This is a genomic window from Clostridium sp. UBA5712, assembly GCF_002419845.1.
Lineage (GTDB): Bacteria > Bacillota > Clostridia > Clostridiales > Clostridiaceae > Clostridium_J > Clostridium_J sulfidigenes.
The window spans coordinates 154,710-175,083 of sequence record NZ_DIGW01000003.1 but is presented as its reverse complement, the minus strand read 5'-3'; the positions used below and the strand labels follow the sequence as shown (position 1 = coordinate 175,083).

Genomic DNA, 20,374 nt, shown 5'->3' with positions numbered 1-20,374 from the left:
TCATGAACTTTACCTTAAGAATGCTTTTAACATTAATTATACATCTAGTGTACTTCTAAAATATTCTGTAATTCTTTGAACCTCACCTATAGCTTCTGTAAGTTTAATCATTTCATCAGTATAGGTATTTACACTGGCACTAACTTCTTGAGATGATGCAGAATTTTCTTCTGCAATAGCTGCTAATGATTCCACATTGTCATACATTCCTTCTATAGCTTTAACTTCTCTACCTAAATCATTGATTGTAGTAATCATTGATTCTGATACTTTATCAACAGCAGTAGTCGTACCCGCACTTATATCTCTAATTCTTTCTAATCCATCAGTTTGTTTTTCAAGGGCTACATACTGTTCATCTATGCTATCTACAGTATATTTAATATCCTCTGCGAATTCTTTAAGATTTAAATTAATTTCTTCAACAGCATCTTTAGTTTGTTCTGCAAGCTTTCTTACCTCTTCTGCAACAACAGCAAAACCTCTACCATGTTCTCCAGCTCTAGCTGCTTCTATAGAAGCATTTAATGCTAAAAGATTTGTCATGTCGGAAATTTGAGCTACTATTGATACTATATTAGTAATATCACTAGCTTTATTGTTTAACTTTATTCCAGTTTCTTTTACTTCTTGGAACTTGTCTAATGTTTTTTGAATATTATTACTTACAGTCTTTATCTCATCAAACCCAGCAGTAATTTTCGTTATAGTATCTTCCATAGCTAATTTATTTTCATTTTCACTGTTTACTAAGTTATTTAAAGCTCTAATATTATCATTCAATCCTGATGCTACTCTTTCTGTATTGTTGGCTTGGTCCACACTAGTTTCTGACATTTGTTCTACTACTGTAGATATTTCTTTAGATGAGCCTTCCATTACATTTGAAATAGCTTTAACCTTATTAAGATATTCTACCATCTCACTAACATTAGCATCAAACTCTGTCATATCCATTGAAGATATATTAGTTCCTGATTTTATAACTTCATATAATCCTTCAAGCTCATCCTTGGTGCTAATAACATCATATGACCTTTCCTTATCTTCTTTTAATCCAGCGATAGCTTTAACAGGTCTTAATAATAAATATGTACCTATAAAGGTTACTACTGTAGCTACAGCTGTAATTTCTAAAGCTGGAACTATACTTTTAATTCCAAGTATTAATGTTGATCCAATAAGAGTTAATATAAAAGTAAATATGGATGCCTTAACTGATAATGATTTTACAAATCCAAGTGATAAGATTTTATTAAATCCATAACTTTTTTTGCTATTTATTTCTTTTTCAAAAGTCACTTCCACTTTCATCACATCTCCAGACTTTTCTAAAATTTCATACTCTAATTGTTCATTAAAATATTCAAAAGTTCCTTCAAGCATACCTAAGAAATAATCAAACATCTTTCTTTTAGATGAATAAGTCATCACCGCTTTTCTTTTAGATGTCTGAACAATATCTACTGCTGGAGGCTTAGCGCCTGAAATTTTCTTAGTTATTGCTATATGTATATCATTTAGTGATTTTAAAAATTCATATGCACTTCTCTTTTTAAAGTATACTGGATATACATTAACAAAGGATTGTATATTGTCTTTTCCTATATCATTCCATAATTTCTCTTTAGTTAAACCTCTAGCTTCTGATAGCTTTGAAATAAACTTAGCTATTACTTTGTCGTCTACTTCTTCTAGTGGAGAAAATATCTTATTTGTCTCCCATCCAGCATGGTTCATAGCTTCATTTACTTGTGAATCATTATAAAGTTTTCTACAAGTATTTAGCCATATTGATACAACTGTGCCCTTCATAATTAATACCCCTCTTTTCTATGGCTATAGTATATTAGCACTGATTTGGCAATTCAAAATAGAATCTTACACCTCTTTTGGTATTTTCAACTCCACATTTACCTTGGTGCAAATCTACTATATTTTTAACAATTGATAGTCCAAGTCCTGTACCACTATCTTTCCTATTTCTTGACTTATCTATCTTATAAAATTTATCCCATATCTTATCAATTTCTTCCTTATTAATAAGCTCACCTGTATTTTCAAAAGATAACTTAGTCATATTCCCCCGTGGGTACATTTTAACAAATATACTTCCCTCACAGGGAGTATGCCTTATTGCATTCGTAAGAAAATTGGTTATTACTTGTTCTATCTTAAATGCATCCCCATAAATTTGTTTCTCATATAGATTCAAATCTATTTTTACATTCTTATTATCGATACTATGATGTAATTTCTTTACAACATTTTTCACTAAATTATCAATAAAAAATAATTCTTTATTAAGGATTACCTTTCCACTTTCCAAAGATGATATTTGAAGCATATCTCTAACTAAATTACTCATCTTATCAGATTCTTCTATAATTACATTTAATGATGAATTCATATTGTCTTCTAAAAATACGCCATCCTTAATACCTTCTGCATATCCTTTTATTAAAGTAATAGGGGTTTTTAATTCATGAGATACATCTGCTATAAATTCTTTTCTCATAATCTCAATTTCTCTTTCTCTGTGGATATCATTTTGTAGTTTTCTATTAACTTCTTTTAATGAATTTAAAGAATTATCCAAATTTTGTCCTAAAAAATTTAATGTTTCCCCAAGGTTTCCAATTTCATCTTCATATACCATAGTGCATCTCTGACTAAAATCTAAATTACTCATTCTTACAGCCACTTTATTTATTTCTCTTAATGGCTTTGTAATAAACTTCGAATAAATTAATGCTAATATAACTATTACTACTATAGCCCCTAAGTAAAAATACTTATAAAATATCCCTATAACCCCCATGGCTTCTTTTACATATTGTAAAGATGTAAATCCTACTATTATATTATTCTCATGTAGAAGTGCAGAAGCTAAATATTTAGTGTTCTCGCTGTTCTTAAATGAAATAGTTACCTGTTTTTTATTAATCATCTCGTTTAATAGTTCCGGATCTGTCTTTATAGTTTTAATAACATAATTAAAAATTTCTGTATTTTTACTATCTATAGTTTCTGAGTCAGTTTTAAAGGTCACTATAATATTATTTTCTGTGTTTACCACTCCTATAGATGTGTTATAATTATTCTCAAACTTCTTAATACTCTCTATTATTTCCCTTTCATCCTTTGGATTACTTAGAGTATCCCTAAACTTTATCACATTGCTTTTAATATCATTTTCCTTTTTATCATTATATATCTTTTCAAACAATATTCTCTGACTTAAAAGAGTAATAGTCAAAAATGCTATAAACACCACAGTAGTTACAACAAACATTTTCAATGTAATGCTTCTTTCTATATTTCCCTTTATCTTTTTATAATAGTTAATTATTTTATTCATACTAAACCTCTATCTTATAGCCAAAGCCTCTTACTGTTACTATCACTTTATTCATGTGCTTTAGCTTCTCTCTAAGTCTCTTAATCGTAGTATCAACCACACGTATATCTCCTTCAAAATCATAACCCCATATTTTTGTAAGAATTTGCTCTCTAGTAAGAACTATATTTTTGTTTTTCAGGAAATATATAAGCAAAGAAAATTCTGTTGGTGAAAGATTAATTTCTTCATCACTTACCATAACTCTATGACCTTCTTCATCTATATAAAGATTCCCTATCACAATTCCCGTACTTTTATCTATACTACTTCCATAGCTCCTCTTTATTAATGCTTTAATTTTAGCTACTAAAACCCTTGGACTAAAGGGCTTTGTTTCATAATTATCTGCACCAAATCCCAATGCTAAAAGCTTATCTTCTTCCTCTTCCTTTGCACTAAGCATTATTACTGGTATATTCCATCTATTTCTTATAACCTTTAATGTCTCAAATCCATCCAAAACAGGCATCATTATATCTAGTACCACTAAATTTACTGATTCATTCTCTATAATCTCAATAGCTTCTTTACCATTAGAGCTATGTAATGTTTTAAATCCTTCCTTTTTTAAGTAAGCTTCCAAAAGGTTTCTAATATTTTCTTCATCATCAACTAATAATACCTTTATATTATCCATATCCGTAACTCCTTGTATTTTTCTTCTTATCAATAATTATACCTCATTTTATACTCTATAATTATTTACTTGAATATTTTATTAAAATATTTTCTGCATGTTGTTTTTATACGCAAAAATGAACTCCGAGATAACTTCGAAGTTCATTAATAGATTATATACTCAATTTTTAGGATATTTAATTCTAGGTAAATCCGGTGCATCTTTATATGGCCAATGTGGAACAAAGTATGAATATTCAATTTCTTCCTCATGAACACTTCTTAATTCTGCGATTTTAGTTACTCCTGTATATATAGCCGAAATCTTATACCATGTAGCATAATCTACTTCACCTGTCTGCGGAAGACCAAATACCTGTTGAAATACTTTTACTTGATTGGCAGTTGTAGAACCATACTTTCCATCAATAGCCACTTTAGGTATTAGAGGATAATTTTGTGCTATTCTATTTAAAAAGGTTTGAGTGGTTCTAACTGGCTCTCCACTGGCTCCCTGTCGTAAAGTAAAACCTGGATATGACCTTGGACTTCCAGAAACCTTTTCAGCTCTTTCAAGAACTATATCACTTCCATAGAAATTTCTTAATATATCATATGGAATCCATCCTTGAGCCCCTAAATCCTTACTGCCCCATTGAGTAAGCCATCCTGGGCACTGAACATTTCTACCATCACAGTATTGTGTAAGTAAAGGTTGTTTAGCTCCAGACCTCTTTACATAGGTAGCAAATAAATCATCTACTATCCTACTTATGTTATCAAATATGTTTCTTCCGTAAACAAAAGCTTGATCATAGGCTGTAGAATTTGTTACGTCAAAATTAAACCCCTTACTTCTATACCATTCTGTGTATATTCTATTTAAAGTAAATGAAATGATACAGTATACATTAGCTCTTATAGTTGCCTCTGGCCAAGTTGCATAAATTTCACAGCTTGCTACATTTTTTATATAGTCTGTATATGGAACAGTATAATTTGGTGCTGCTGTATTAGTTGGTGCCCCTGCATGTACGATTATAAACTCTGGTACAACTGGCTCTGGCAAAACTACAAAACCACTTGGTGGAGGTGGCAAAGCTTTATTAGGGTCCTCAGGTATCTTAGGTGGAAAATCACCAAATTGAACATTAGGTGGAATCTCTATAACCCTGACTACCTGTACATCTTCATCCTCTGTGATCTCTCTATTAAGACTTGTTGGAATCAGATTACATATCTGTAACGCTGTTTGTCGCGGCAACACTTGGCATCCTCTTATATTTATTTCATCAAAGCCTTCTGCCGTTACATCTATATCATAAAGGGCATAAGGTATAAGGGTATTATCTGGATTTAATGACCTTTCTATTTCTGGAGTTTCTAATTCTATAGTCTCCGTTTGTCCCTCTGGATTAGTAGTTAGGGTAGTAACTTGCTCTCTAGTTTCTCCATCTGTTCTTGATACCGTAATATTGGCATTACTTATTGGTATAGCTGTATTTACTCTATACACTTGAACCTGCAACCTACCTATGTCTGCCATAAATTTCTCCTTAAAATAATACTTCAATATATATATTATGATGACTATCATAGAAAAGTTACATATTCTTTATAGTAAAATTGTAATTTATTCCCACCTTGAAGCTACTTCATTATTCCATACCCTAAGAGCTCCTGCAAGACATAAAGTACCATATCCCCAACTATTATTAGGATACTGTACATCTACTCTACTTCTATTGGCTCCTTTTAATAAAAAGTATTTTACTCTTTCTCCATACAAATAAGGATCATTTCCTTCTATAATTCCAAATTCCATTAAAAGTCCACATGCCCCTGCCACCTGAGGTGTAGCCATTGATGTTCCTGACCGTGGCTCAAATCCACCTCCCGGAGTAGATGATTCTATATTTTCTCCAGGTGCCACTAAATCAGGTTTTACAGGGTTTAATTCAGCATTTCCTCTTCCAGAGAATGGTGATATAGTAGAGTTTATAAAATTATAACTACCAACGGTTATTACATCTGGTACAGTTCCCGGTATACCTAATGTATTAGCAGTACTAGGTCCTAAGAACCTTGTAGCAATATTTAATCCTTCTGCAATAGGTAACCACATATCATAGCTTCCTAGAACATTTTCATTAGTAGTCATGTTCATAGTCCATATTCCACTAGCTATGGTTTCTTCTCCTACCCCTGAAAGTACAATTATTATTTCGCCATCTATACTAAAAGGTGTTGGCCCTGTATTGAATACAAAATACTCAGTATTACCTATTCTTCCTTGATTTAATGCATTAGTTAATCTTAATTCACCACTACTAGTTCCACTTGGTGATATAAGATTTAAGTTAATATCCTTTAAAAATGATTTAAATAATTGTATTATTAATATTCTCTCATCTATTCCAACATTAAATCGTATTTCTTGTGCTCTACCCAGTTCACCACCAACATGGTGTGCTCTATCCCCTTCATTTCCTGCTGCTACAACTATGTTAACTCTTTGCACTGTAGAAACTATACCTATATATTGCTCTAACAAACTATTTCCAGTATGTGCTCCATCATTCGTGCTAAAACTTATGTTTATAACCAGGGGCTTATTTAATTCATAAGCTTTATCAATTAAGAATTTAATCCCTCTCATTAACTGGGTACTTTTTGCTCCCTGTCCTCCTATCTCTCTTGTCATTTTAACCATGGCTATAGAACTTCTAGGAGCTACCCCATAAAATCTCCTTGGTATATTCCCTCCAGCACATGCTATACCAGCCACATGAGTACCATGACCTGCTCTATCAACGTGAGGTACTAATGAGTATGGGTCTGGACTTCTTAAAGCTGCATTTATCTCTTCTCTTGTATAAATCCTTCTATTTTCATATAAATCATAAATAAAATCAATCCTTGTATCTCCATTGTCAAGTCTAAATGATTGATTTACATAATCTATTCCAGAATCTATGAATCCTATAAGTACCCCTTCTCCCTCTAATCCATAGTTAGTATTTACTTCTGTTATACATGAAGCTCTATTACTAGGTTCAAAGGATAAATATAAATTTTTAGGTAACTCTATATAGTTGATTTCTCTTATTCCTACTAGCTTTTCAACATCGCCTCTTGGTATAGTTATAATTCCATAACCGAAATCTAAATCTTCAAAGGTACCTCCAATAGCATTTATTTTCTCTTCCATTACCTCTGGAGTCCCACTATAAAGTATAATTAATTCAATGTTAGTTTCTTCAACATCTCCAATTCCATATCCATATATAATCTCATTTCTTATACTCTCTGGTACATTTATAAGTAAATTTAATAATCCATCAGCCTTTTGCACACCCATACCTCCAAATTCTTATATAGTTATAGTATGAATGTATATTAAAAATGTTATTAAATAGATTATAGTTGAACTTCTAATCTATTTAACTTTGCAATAACCTTTACCTCTTTAGGATGAGCTGTTTCTGTACGAACCATATTTTTATTACTTATTATTAAAACTTTATTACTATCTAGCTTCTTTAACTGTCTTATCACTCTTTCTCCATTTACATCCATGAGATATATCTTATTATTTTCTATTTCAGAAGTTAGGTTAGCAAATGCTAAATCTCCTTGACAAATTCTAAATCCTAATAAATCATCGTTTTCAATTTTAATATATAGCACCTTATCCTGAGCATATCCTTCTATTTTATTTGATATAACAGGTAACTCTTTTTTTCCTATAGGCTTGTTTAAATCATAGCTATAAATTCCTACAGACTTAAGAACAGAACTAAATGCATCATTCCATACTTCATTTATAGTTTCTTTTACTTTATTACCCTTCGCTACATTATGTGTCTTTAAATTACTTTCTGAAGATTTTCTTTCTTCATAAGCTATATTATCAAACAGCGTAGTCATTTCTGCAAGATCTCCACCTAAAACCTTACCTACTCTTTCTATAAACTTTTCTTCTACAACTTTTCTTCCATTCTCAACATCATTTATATAGTTTTCTGATACTCCAAGCTTCTTAGCAAGTTGCTTTTGAGTCATTCCCTTAGCATTTCTTCCTTGTTTAATTCTTTCTCCAACAGTACTCATTCTTAATTATCCTCCCTGTATCTCCTTAATCTAAATAGAAATCCTCTAGTCCTAGAGGATTTCTAAATTATTAGACTTAAAAATTATTTTTGATAATATTGTCTCTCTTTTACTAAATGATCTATCAATTCATGAAGAGTCATTTTAACAGAATTGGGTGTAGTAGACGCTAATATTGGTTTTGCACCTAAAACTTCTCTAACCTTTTTAACAGCTTGTTGAAGATAAACACCTAAAAATCCATTAAATATAATAACTTTTTCTTCAGGTAGTTTAGTATCACTATCTGATAAGCTCTCTTCTTTTAATATATGCTCTAAAGTATATTCTCCCATATTTTCATTTATTGATACACATGGTTTTATACATATATCTTTGAATTTTATATTTAGTTTATCTATCTCTTCATCATTAAGCCCATAAGCTATGATTAATCTATCTTTAAGTATATTCATATTAAATACCTTCCATTATAATTTTTCTGGTTCTCCGTAGTTTACATCAAAAGTTTCTACAGTTACAGATTTTATAACTTGATCTTCATATGGTCTATCTCTTCTATCTGTTTGAGAGCTTACTATTTCATCTGCTACATCTTGACCGTCTATTAATTTACCAAAGGCAGCATAGCTTCCATCTAGGTGTGGTGCATCTGCAACCATTATAAAAAATTGAGAACCCGCTGAATCTGGATGTTGAGCTCTAGCCATTGATAAAACACCCTTAGTATGTTTTAAATCATTTTTAAATCCATTTCCACTAAATTCTCCTTTAATTGAATATCCTGGTCCGCCCATTCCTGATTTTTCTGGACAACCGCCCTGAATCATAAAACCTGGTATTACTCTATGGAAAATTAATTCATCATAAAATCCCTTATAAGCTAAGTCTATGAAGTTTTTTACTGTATTGGGAGCTATTTCAGGATATAATTCCGCCTTCATTATTTTTCCGTTTTCCATTTCAAAAGTTACTATTGGATTCATACATCTTCCTCTTTTCTTTCTTTATATTATTTATTCTTTAATTATTTTTATGTAATTTATTATACTGATGATAAACAGAGTTATTTGCTGTTTTTATCTGCATCAAGCAACTTATATGACAATTCTATTAAATTTTTATCATCTTTAGAATTATATATTTTAACAGTACCTTGTTCATTATTAGTATTTAATAAACCTTTTTGATCTAACTTACGCTTCAATTGTTTTACTGTTCCTAAACTACCATCTATAATAGCAACATCATCATTTATAACATTCACTAATGCTTCTTTAATAAATGGATAATGAGTACATCCAAGAACCACAGAGGACACTCTCTCTTTAGGTACATCTTTAAACCTATTTCTTAAATACCCCTCTACAACTTCACCCTTAATATTTCCACCTTCAATAATTTCCACCAGACCATCACATGGCATTGAAATAATGTCAGAAGCCTTATTATATCTTTCTCTTAGTTTACTAAATTTATTCTCAGATAAAGTCATTGGTGTAGCCATTATTACTATTATTCCGTTACCATAATTCTCTACTGCCGGCTTTAAAGCTGGCTCTATTCCAATTATGGGGATTTCTTTATAAATCCTTCTTAATTCATCAATTGCAATACTAGTAGCAGTATTACATGCCACTACTATAGCTTTCACATTCATAGAAATAAGCTTATCTACCATATTAAAGGTTAACTTTCTAACTTCCTCTGGAGTTTTCACTCCATAGGGTGCATTTAAAGAATCTCCTATATATATGTAGTTTTCTTTAGGTAGTAGCTTCACTGCTTCCTTTAGGACACTAATACCTCCAACCCCTGAATCAAAAAATCCTATACTAAAATTAGTTTTGTCCATACTTCATTACACCACACTACTTAGTTTTTAGATATTTCTTCATATATCCTATAACTATAATACTACAGCTAAAAGATTATTAAAAGTATGAGACATGCATTATGTAAAAATATAGTTAAAAAAGAGCATTGTTTATGACTAATTTAGGTCATCTTACAATACCCTTTCTTTAATTAATTTTACAGTATTCTCACTATTGTATTACTTCCTTAATCTTTTCTTTAATATACTCTATTATTTCTATATCTCCAATAGTTGCTTTACCATCCATTAAATCAATCTTTATTCTAAAGAAATTTATAACTAACTTATTTCCTGAGATTATATATTCATCAGAATGTAATGGTGAGAAAATAACTTCTACTTCATCATAATTATGTTTATTTTCTACCTTCTGAAATTCACTTGCTAATGAATCTAAATTTAATACTTTTAGTGGTGCTGCCATTGCATGTGTAAATTCTAAGTCTTCCATCATCCACATATTGTTATTCCAGAACTTCTTTTCTTTTTTAGTCCCATCAAAAGGCTCTCTATTTTTTATAGCGCTTAAAGCACGTCTTACAGATTCTCCATTAAATTCATCATCATAAGCAACAGTTAATCCTAGCATTTTTGCTACATCATAGAAAAATGATTCTGCAATGTTATCCTTTTCAGATGCTGCTTGCCAATAATAAAGCATTGCTTCTACTGCTTCTAAATTTAATCTCACTCTACTTAACATAAAATCTCTCCCTCTCATAATCAGATTAAACCAAACTTCACAGATAATTATACACCATGGCTTAGTAAGTTTCTACGGTTTACATTTTTCTTATTTGCATTACCTAAATGGCTTTTTAATCATATATTATATTAAACTCTTATAATTCAATAAGAATTCATTTTCAAGCGAGGTGAATTTCATGAAAAATGCATCAGTAAAAATCACTTTAAAGCTATTTATCTGTGGTGTGTTGTGGAGTATTCTAACTTTAGCTATATCAGGGATATTTACACCACTAACTAACTTTTTTTTTAAAGATATTATATTTGTAGAAGGCTTAATCATGTTATTAATGTCTATTACATCAGCTATAAACAGTAAATCTTTAGGTATGTCCTATTATATTTTAAATGAAATATATTCTAAATATATGGACAATAAAGCTTTTACAAAAGATAACATTTTTAATACCCTTAATAATATAAATTTCCATCTTTTCTTAAATTGGATTTCTATAGCTATAGGTGGCTTTATAAACATTCTGTTAATCTTTATTTTATAAGTATTATTGAGACTATAAAATAAAAAGGTAGAGTAAACTTAAATAAATTATTTACTCTACCTGTATTTATAAAAAATTTGTTACTATTTTAAGACTTACATAGGTGTTAGCTAGTAGACTTAATTAACCCTACAGCCTTCCCAATAATATAAGCATTATCCTCTTTAATCTCTATAGGATAGTATTTATCATTTTCTGGCATTAATACTGCCTTATTTCCTTTTAACCATAGCCTCTTAAGGGTAGCTTCTCCATCTATACTTACAGCAACTATCTCATTATGATTTGCCATAGTTTGCTTATTTATAACTATATAATCTCCATCTTCAATATTAGCATTAATCATACTATCCCCTTTAACCTTTAATATAAAAGGTTGTTGTACACCTTTAAGCCAATATATAGGAACATTAAATTGACCTTCTATTTCATCATTAATAGAAATAGGTTGCCCCGCAGCAATCTCATTGTACACTGGAACTTTATTTATTTCCTTATCTCCGATTATCTCACTAGTAGTGTTATGGTTTAAAATAACTTCATTATAACTACTAGTATCTATGGCAAAATCATGAGATATATTATGTTTTAAATCTACATATTTATAGGTTTCAATATATTCATTGTTTTTAACCATTTTATCTTCCTTCAACTCTTTATTAATTTGTTCTTCGATAGTTTGTTCTATAACTTTTTTAGTCACTTTTTTCTTTGATACTTTACTGCAATTAATAATCTTATATTTATTACTATCAAAAATAGTAACATCCTTATTTCGTTTAAAGTATTGGAGCCAAGGTTTTGGTGTGTCAATAGGATTAATATTTTTCACCAAAATAAAGTTACTATAAGTAAAATCTTTTAAAAGTCCACGAATAAATTTTACTTCTTCAATGGTTAACTGTTCTACATTATCTATTATTATATGTGCATACTTTAAATCTTTAAGCTTATCTATATTATCATAAACAATTTTAAACTCATCTATATAATCAATTAGTCCATTTTCATCCATGTAGTTACAATACCATAAATATAATTTATAAATAGCTTCTCTACTATTAGAATTCTTCCGTAATGAAAACCCTCTTTTTTTCCTATTTAAATTTTGATATTCTTCAACGGAGCTTATATTCAAATGTTTTATATAGAAAATTTCATCGAATAAAAAATCTATATTTTTTGTTAATATAACTTTATTTATTCTTCTTTCCTTCTGTCGCAATTCTCCAATTCCTTCTAAAATGAAAGCCTTTGTCACATCCTTATTGCAAAACCTTTTACCTTTCAACGGGTTGCTTGATGTTATATACTGGAAACATCTATTTATTAATTGTTTTTTACTGCAGATCTCAACATTATTATTTAAATATGTAAAGAACGTATTATTTCTATTTACATCTAGTTTTGCCTCTTCTAAAGTATCCCCTAAAACCTCATTAGATATAAACAATATATTTTCATTTTCTCTAATGCAATAATTATCTTGTAAAAATATAGCTCTTGATAAAGCTGCTCTAGTTTTCCCTATACCTTCTTTGCCATTGATTATAAAAAATCTATTCTTCTTATCCTCTTTGAATTTACTTAAAGCCTGTTTAATATCCATAAAGTCACCTCCATTCACTGTCTATTCCACTAAAATATATAATTAATATATCTTCTTTTACTACATTTATAATATACCTCATATTATATCATAAACTCTCATATTCTTCCTAAAAAAATAGTAGGTCATCCCTACTTGTTAGACTAAAATGTAATAATGAGTTATAATGTTAAATAATAACATGTATTGGAAGTGATATATTGTCTAAAATCAAACTTAACTATATTAAAGAAGACTCTAAACGAGATAATGAAAGGGTACGTAACTTCAAGTCTATTAGACGGTTATTTGATATCAAACCTAAAACTGAATATTTTCTAGATGAACAAAGTTTCAATGATTTAGATATGAATAGAGTTTATGAAAATTTCGATAGAACCTATAGTAGTGCAGGAGAATCTGCTTTATATTCTATGATAAGGAATATTATTATAGATGAAAAAGAACTTAACAGAAGAAATAATATAATTAGCTTCTTTAAGGATAATGAAGATAAAAAATGCCAGGTTCAAATGCATTTTTTTAATATGGGATTCGATAATAAAGACTGTTTTATAGAAATGCTAGAAACATATCTTAAAGTTAATAAGAGTAAATATTACCTATATACTTTCTTAGGTAAATTTCTTCCTATATTAATAATACTTATATCTATAATGACCAAAAATCCTAAGTATATGTTTGGTTTTGCTATAATTTTATGGGTTAATGCATTTATAAATATGGCTGAAGCTAAAAATATTAAAGATAAAGGATTATTATACCTACGAAAAATAATTGTTGCTGCAAAAAAGTTGAAAAATCTTAATATTTCCGAACTTAAGGACTATAAATTGCAAATAACCAATATCCTAAACAATATAAAATCTATAGATAGGGGAACTAGACTTGTTGGATTTACCACCATGTTTGAAGGTTTCTTTGAGTTCATCTCTGTACCACTTTTATTAGAAGAAGCCGCTTACTATAAACTTAGTAGTGAACTTAAGGAGAAAAAGAATTACCTCTTAGACTTGTATTACATAATTGGAGAAATTGAAGCTTTAGCATCTGTAGCAAGCTACCAAAGTGGACTTGATACACCATATACTAAACCAAAATTTTATCAGGAACTAAAGTTAAATATTTCTGAAGGAATTCATCCCCTTGTTAAGAATCCTGTTGCAAATTCCATTAATATTAATAAACATGGTATCATTCTTACTGGTACAAATATGTCTGGAAAATCAACTTTCTTAAGGATGCTAGGAATTAACATAGTATTTGCACAAAGTTTCAATTTTGTACTAGCTGAAAATTACGAAGCTAGCTTTTTCAATGTTGTATCTTCAATTAGTCCAAGCGATGATGTAAATGCAGGAAAAAGTTATTACATGGCAGAGGCTGAATCCATCCTTAGAATTATAAAAGCTACTGAAAAGCCTCTTCCTATTTTCTGTGCCATAGATGAAATTTTTAGAGGTACAAACCCTGTAGAAAGAATTGCTTCTTCCGCTGAAATTCTAAAATATATTAACTCTAAAAAAGCAATTTCTATAGTTGCTACCCATGATAGGGAACTAGCTGATATTCTTAAAGATTACTATGATTTCTTTTATTTCAGTGAAGATGTAAATAATAGCGAAGGACTTTCCTTTGACTACAAACTGAAACAAGGAGTATCTCAAACAAAAAATGCAATAAAACTTTTAAAATATATTGGATATCCAGATGAAATTATAGAAAATTCCTTTGAAAGAGCAAAACATATAGAAGGTTTTATATAACAATAAAACATGGGAGGACGCTAAAAAGTGACCTCCCATAAAATTTACCTTACTTTACATTTTATGTATATGCTTATTTAATAATTGTAAATCTGCTTATCTTGTCATCTTTCTAACTAAAGTAGATGTCAAAATTCCTATCATTATAATTCCTATAAGTATTTCTACGCTGCTTAGTATAACCCCCATTATATTATATGGCAATAAATCACCATATCCTACTGTAGAAAATGTAACTAAACTAAAGTGAATACAATAAATTATATTTTTAAATAGCATTTTAACAGAAAAATCACCTGCTAATCCACTAATTCCAATTACTCCGCTGGAGCAGTTTATACCAGTAATCATGTATAATAAAGCAAATATCAAAATTATAATTAAAGATAACATAAAGCTTCTATAAGGCTTTTCGCCATAACCACATACTATATTGGCTACAGAAGAATAAAATTTCTTTCTACCTTTAAGCGTCCTATGAAAAGCTAACTTACTTTGATAAAAACACCTACCATATCTTCCGCCTACATGATTTCTTAAATATTGTTCACCAAAATCCATGTAACTAAAACTAATGTTTAGATAATTACAATTACATATGCAATTACTTGATTCTTTATTATTTCTACAGGTATTATTTTTTTTCATATCATTATAGTTGAATTTTCCTATATAAGAACCATAATTAAGCTTAGTATAAGATTTCTCATTAATAAACTTTATATCCATGGTTCCTTCCATATCTTTTATTATGCAGTCCATTAAATTACAATTATCTATAAATCTAACCTCATCATAACTATTTCTTACAAAATTACAACCTTTCATAAAGCTATTTTTAAAATCAACCTTATATAATGAACATTCCTTTATATATAAAGATGAAAAATTACAATTATTAATATATATTTTGTCTAAAATACAATTATTAAACTCCAAAAAATTTCTTAAATTTATCTTTCCTCTAATAAATCTACAATTTATGAACTTACAATTAATAAATATAACATTTGAAAAGAAATTATTTTCAAAATTCATATTTTTAAATTCACAATTACTATAACTTACATCCTCTAACTTAATATTAATATAATCTAATTTCGTATTCCCATTAAGTTTTAAATTTTCATAATTAAATTTTAAGATTTTATCGTAATCAACGTATTTACTACATTTCACAGTATAATAACTACTCATATATACTCCCACCACAATTTTAATAGTATTATTTTATGGAAATGTATTTATTATATTCTCTAAGATAATAATAAATGTATTAATAATTAATACAATGTTAAAAATATTCTATTATCTATCTAATTTTCATGATATAATTATTCTGTCGATATATATACTTTCTTGGGATACTTGCTCAAATACTTTATTCCAAGTCAATTAAATATATTTTAAAATCAAGTATAGATATGTTAGGTGATTTGTATGAATGATAAATATGTACTCTCCTGCCAAAGAAATAAATTTATATATGTGTTAGTGAATTTAGCTTTAGGCATAGTTATGTCCTTTAACTCTATCACAGTTTTTGCTACGCCATCAAGTGATACTGATCAATCCCTTTTAAAGTATAAAGAGGTATTAATTTTATCTTCTCAAAGTGAAAATGAACTCTGGGAATCTTATCTCCTCGATAATCTCAAAACTTCACTAACTTCAAGCGACTTAAATATTCATACACGAACAGAATTCCTATCTATAACAAATGATGACAAATCCTATTTAGATAAGCAAGCTGACCTTTGGTCATTAAAATATGAAAATACTAAATTTGATTTAATTGTTACTCTTGATGATGAATCTTTAAATTTTGTAGGAAATTATTACAATACTCCCATGTTTAAAAATGTACCTGTGGTATATGGCGGTATTAATGATGTTAGCAAGCTGTCTTCCTATCCATTTAATAATTTTACTGGAGTAATGGAACCAGTTAATGTCCGTACCCTAGTTGATTTGATTTTACATACAAATCCAAATACTTCTGAAATAAATATTTTATTGGATAATACTATAGAATCTAAGTATATAGAAAACCAAGTAAGAGATACTATTCCCTATTATACTAATGTGTTAAGATTTAATTTTATAAAAAGCGATTATATTGATGATTTATGCTATAAATTATCTCAATACCCTAGCAATACACCTTCAATAATTGTTGGTAATTTCAAAGATACTTCCAACATTATAATTTCACCTAAGAACACAACACATATTATAAAAAACTATTCTAATGGTCAATTATATACTTTTAAGGAAACTTATGTTGGAAATGGAGCTATCGGTGGACATATATTATATGCAAAAAATCACAGCAAAATCATTTATGAAACTGCTATTCGTGTACTAAATGGTACAAAACCAAATGATATCCCAAGTATATACGATCCTGGTAGTACCTTGTTATTTGATGCATCAGAAGTAACAACAAATAATATATCTCGTTCTTCTCTTCCCGAGAATGTTGTATTTATAAATGATAGTTGGATAAATAAAGGCGTATCTCTAGGTATAGTATTTCTTTTACTTCTAATTTTGCTAGTATGCATGATAATGTTAGCTATTCAAACAATCCAAAAAACAAATAATGCAAAAAATATGATTGCTGCAAAAAAAAGATATGATGAACTTCTGATAAGTGATAAAATTAAAACTGAATTTTTAGCTAACTTTTCTCATGAAATACGTACTTTGCTTAATGTTATACTATCTGGGTTACAACTTTTAGATATATATAAAGATAACGGCAAACTTACTTTTGCTAATAAAGATGATGAAGTTAAACTAATATATATACGTCAAAATGGATTTCGACTACTTAAGCTTATAAATAATCTAATTGATATGACAAAAATTGATTCTGGGTTTTATCATGTAGAATTTGAAGTTAAGAATATAGTAGAAGTAGTAGAAGATATCACTATGTCTGTACTTGAATATGCATCTGCTAGAGGAATTTCCATAGTATTTGATACTAACGAAGAAGAGGTTTATATGCCACTAGATTCTGAAAAACTAGATAGAATTATATTAAATCTTCTTTCAAATGCTATTAAATTTACCCCTAAAGGAGGATGTATATACGTAACTTTAAAATGTTTAAAACACTCCATATCTGTTTCAGTAAAGGATACTGGAATTGGAATTCCTAAAGATAAGCAAAGAAGCATCTTTGAAAGATTTACTCAAGTTAAAAATGAAAAATCTAAAAGTGAAGAGGGTAGTGGTATAGGTCTCTCTTTGGTAAAATCTCTAGTAGAACTTTTAGATGGTTCCATTATCCTTAAAAGTGAACCAAACAAAGGTTGTGAATTTATATTTACTCTTCCTATAAAGGAAGTTGATAGGGCCGCTTTAGATGTGGAAAATCATATATCACAAAATATTACTAATAATAGCGAGAAACTCATGGTAGAATTTTCTGACATAGACTCTAACATAAACATATAATAATATCATAGATTAAAAAACTCAGTTAACGTAATTATCATTACATTAACTGAGTTTATTTAATTTCAATAATATTTCAAATTACCTTACTCTATTTATAACATCTTGCACTGCAGAAGGATTTATGCCTCCTCCTATCTCGTATACTAAGGATGCTTGTTTTGTACTTAAAACCTGTTTTTGATTGTTACTTAGTTCAGTGTCTACAAGCACTATGGGTGTCTTTAATTTTGCCGCTAATGGACCTGATGTTAATGCATCTGCTAATACGTCTCCCTTAGTAACACTAATCCCAGATTGAACTGAGTTAGTATAAAACTTTTTAATCACAGCTGCATTTGTATCATATCTATTAATACCTGCAACTCTATTTCCACTTACATTTGAAGATGTTATGGAATTCACCTTAGATATTACAGAATCACCTATAATCCCTGTACCACCTATAAAATATGCATTTTGAAGTTTCTCTCCTTTTAACCATTCAAAAGAAGAATCTTTTAAAGAATTGGTTTCTGATAAAATTATTGGTTGTCTCTCTTCTCCAGCCTTTGCTGATATAGATAGGGCATCTGCTTCTCCATATCCATAACATATATAAGCTTTATTTGTATCAATTATAGTATCTAATCTTTTTGCTACTAAAAGAGATGTGTCATATCTAGTTGAACCACCTAATCTTTCAACTGTTATGCTAGATTTTATACTTTTGATTTCATTAATTAGCTTATCATAAAGTACTCCTTTTCCACCAATTAGAATTACTTTGGATGGATTTAATCTCTTTAATTCAGTTTTTGTACTTTCAGGTAAAGTGTCCGCACTTGATAAAAGTATTGGAGCTCCATAAGCCGATGCTAATGGAGTTGCTACAAGACCATCAGCATTTGCATAACCATTTACTAATAGCACAGTATTTGCGCTACTCCAACCTTCTTTACTTACCTTTACTGATGTTTCATATCTATTTAAACCCTTAAGTTGTTTATGTGTAACTTTATTTAACTGTTTTAATTTTGATTGAAGTGTACTATTTTCAGATATAAATTTTGCTCTAAAATATATATTTCCATCTACTTCTGAATTACCTCTACTATAATTTACTTGTTTTTCTATTTGATTAGCTACCTCAGTTTTAGAAACATCATGTCCAATATAAAGTTTAACATTAGTTCCCTTAACTTGCTTTGCCCACCAATCTACAAGGGTTCCATAGGGAGCTGCACTATTTTCAAAAGTCCAATATATCTGAGGATTTATATAGTCAACCCATCCATTCTTTATCCATGCTACAGAATCACAATATATATCATAGTAGCTTTGTCCACCATTTGTAGCTGAACCAGCCGGATCACTAGATGCATTTTTCCATATTCCTCTTGGACTTACTCCAAAGGATACTGATGAGTTTATACTATTAATTTTAGTATATACCTTCTGAATTAATGTATTGACATTAGCACGTCTCCAGTCATCTTTATTACTTCCATTACCATACTTACTGTAGCTAGTATCATCATTAAAAGATTTACTTGGATAGAAGTAATCATCAAAATGGATTCCATCTACCTTGTAATTTTTCACTACTTCAGCTACAGTTTCTACTAAATAATTTACCACCTGTGGATTGCCTGGATCATAATATAATGCATTGTTATAAGCTATAGCCCAGCTAGGGTTCTTCCTAGCCATATTATTTGATGCTAATGCATTTACGTCTGTACCAGAAGTCGTTATTCTATAGGGATTAAACCAAGCATGAAACTCCATTCCTCTTTTATGAGTTTCTTCAATCATAAATGCTAATGGGTCATATCCTGGATTCTTGCCTTGAGTTCCAGTAAGTATGTCAGACCAAGGATTAAGACTAGAATTATATAAAGCATCTCCCTTAGGTCTTACTTGTACTATAACACTATTTAATCCTGTTGCTTGTAGCTTGTCCAATAGTGTTATAAACTCTTGCTTTTGTTGAGCCTGATTATTTCTAGCACCAACAGTTGGCCAATCAAGGTTCCAAACAGTGCTAATCCATGCGCCTCTCATTTCTTTAGCATCTGCAAAAGCAGTTGTGTTCATAACAGCAAATACTAAAAACATGCCTAGTAAACCAGTTAATATCTTTTTCATACTTCCTCCTTTATTCTTATAAATAGTTTTTATACTTGTCCATGTATTATTATTAACGCCCTTATACTCTTAAAGTTTATATTAAATCCTAAAAGGTAACAGATAATTCATATATAAACAGCTTATGAGTATAACATTGGA

At 29.4% G+C, this 20,374-nt stretch carries 16 protein-coding genes; 3 read left to right on the top strand and 13 right to left on the bottom strand.

Going from position 1 to position 20,374, the window contains the following annotated elements; genetic code table 11:
- Positions 1-36: 36 nt before the first annotated feature.
- From B3B03_RS01725 to B3B03_RS01680, 10 genes are all read right to left on the bottom strand, one after another.
- The gene (locus B3B03_RS01725) at positions 37-1,815 is read right to left on the bottom strand and encodes a heme NO-binding domain-containing protein (RefSeq protein WP_346848793.1); all 1,779 of its coding nucleotides are present in this window, start codon (positions 1,813-1,815) and stop codon (positions 37-39) included.
- 34 nt (positions 1,816-1,849) lie between these two features.
- A complete protein-coding gene (locus B3B03_RS01720) occupies positions 1,850-3,361 on the bottom strand; it encodes a HAMP domain-containing sensor histidine kinase (RefSeq protein ID WP_346848792.1) in 1,512 nt (503 codons plus the stop codon).
- Position 3,362: 1 nt separating this feature from the next.
- Entirely contained in the window at positions 3,363-4,040 is a 678-nt protein-coding gene (locus B3B03_RS01715) for a response regulator transcription factor (protein ID WP_346876336.1), read from the bottom strand.
- Positions 4,041-4,202: 162 nt separating this feature from the next.
- A complete protein-coding gene (locus B3B03_RS01710; RefSeq protein ID WP_346876335.1) occupies positions 4,203-5,567 on the bottom strand; it encodes a peptidoglycan-binding protein in 1,365 nt (454 codons plus the stop codon).
- Between the two features lie 87 nt (positions 5,568-5,654).
- On the bottom strand, positions 5,655-7,376 hold the full coding sequence (locus tag B3B03_RS01705; RefSeq protein WP_346876334.1) for a S8 family peptidase: 1,722 nt from the start codon (positions 7,374-7,376) through the stop codon (positions 5,655-5,657).
- Between the two features lie 65 nt (positions 7,377-7,441).
- Positions 7,442-8,134, bottom strand: coding sequence for a helix-turn-helix domain-containing protein (locus tag B3B03_RS01700; protein ID WP_346848788.1), 693 nt, complete (start codon positions 8,132-8,134; stop codon positions 7,442-7,444).
- 83 nt (positions 8,135-8,217) lie between these two features.
- On the bottom strand, positions 8,218-8,589 hold the full coding sequence (locus B3B03_RS01695) for a DUF3783 domain-containing protein (protein WP_035134810.1): 372 nt from the start codon (positions 8,587-8,589) through the stop codon (positions 8,218-8,220).
- 15 nt (positions 8,590-8,604) lie between these two features.
- A complete protein-coding gene (locus B3B03_RS01690) occupies positions 8,605-9,120 on the bottom strand; it encodes a peptidylprolyl isomerase (RefSeq protein ID WP_346848787.1) in 516 nt (171 codons plus the stop codon).
- A gap of 80 nt (positions 9,121-9,200) precedes the next feature.
- Complete coding sequence (gene murI / locus B3B03_RS01685) at positions 9,201-9,989, bottom strand: glutamate racemase (RefSeq protein WP_346848786.1); 789 nt, start codon at positions 9,987-9,989, stop codon at positions 9,201-9,203.
- A gap of 193 nt (positions 9,990-10,182) precedes the next feature.
- Positions 10,183-10,716: a hypothetical protein gene (locus tag B3B03_RS01680; protein ID WP_346876333.1), complete on the bottom strand. Its 534-nt coding sequence runs from the start codon at positions 10,714-10,716 to the stop codon at positions 10,183-10,185.
- Between the two features lie 181 nt (positions 10,717-10,897).
- On the opposite strand from B3B03_RS01680, the gene B3B03_RS01675 reads away from it, so the two are divergent.
- The gene (locus B3B03_RS01675) at positions 10,898-11,260 is read left to right on the top strand and encodes a hypothetical protein (protein ID WP_346876332.1); all 363 of its coding nucleotides are present in this window, start codon (positions 10,898-10,900) and stop codon (positions 11,258-11,260) included.
- 106 nt (positions 11,261-11,366) lie between these two features.
- Here the strand turns inward: B3B03_RS01675 and lexA are convergent, their stop codons facing one another.
- On the bottom strand, positions 11,367-12,869 hold the full coding sequence (gene lexA, locus B3B03_RS01670; RefSeq protein ID WP_346876331.1) for a transcriptional repressor LexA: 1,503 nt from the start codon (positions 12,867-12,869) through the stop codon (positions 11,367-11,369).
- Positions 12,870-13,066: 197 nt separating this feature from the next.
- On the opposite strand from lexA, the gene B3B03_RS01665 reads away from it, so the two are divergent.
- Positions 13,067-14,635 carry a MutS-related protein gene (locus B3B03_RS01665; protein WP_346876370.1) on the top strand — a complete coding sequence of 523 codons (1,569 nt, stop codon included), beginning with the start codon at positions 13,067-13,069 and terminating at the stop codon, positions 14,633-14,635.
- A 96-nt stretch (positions 14,636-14,731) separates the two neighbouring features.
- Here B3B03_RS01665 and B3B03_RS01660 read toward each other — a convergent pair whose 3' ends face one another.
- Positions 14,732-15,832, bottom strand: coding sequence for an ion channel (locus B3B03_RS01660; protein WP_346876330.1), 1,101 nt, complete (start codon positions 15,830-15,832; stop codon positions 14,732-14,734).
- 243 nt (positions 15,833-16,075) lie between these two features.
- On the opposite strand from B3B03_RS01660, the gene B3B03_RS01655 reads away from it, so the two are divergent.
- A complete protein-coding gene (locus B3B03_RS01655) occupies positions 16,076-18,103 on the top strand; it encodes a HAMP domain-containing sensor histidine kinase (protein WP_346848781.1) in 2,028 nt (675 codons plus the stop codon).
- Between the two features lie 81 nt (positions 18,104-18,184).
- On the opposite strand, the gene B3B03_RS01650 is transcribed toward B3B03_RS01655, so the two are convergent.
- Positions 18,185-20,233, bottom strand: a complete 2,049-nt coding sequence (locus B3B03_RS01650; protein ID WP_346876329.1) for a family 10 glycosylhydrolase — start codon at positions 20,231-20,233, stop codon at positions 18,185-18,187.
- Positions 20,234-20,374: the final 141 nt, after the last annotated feature.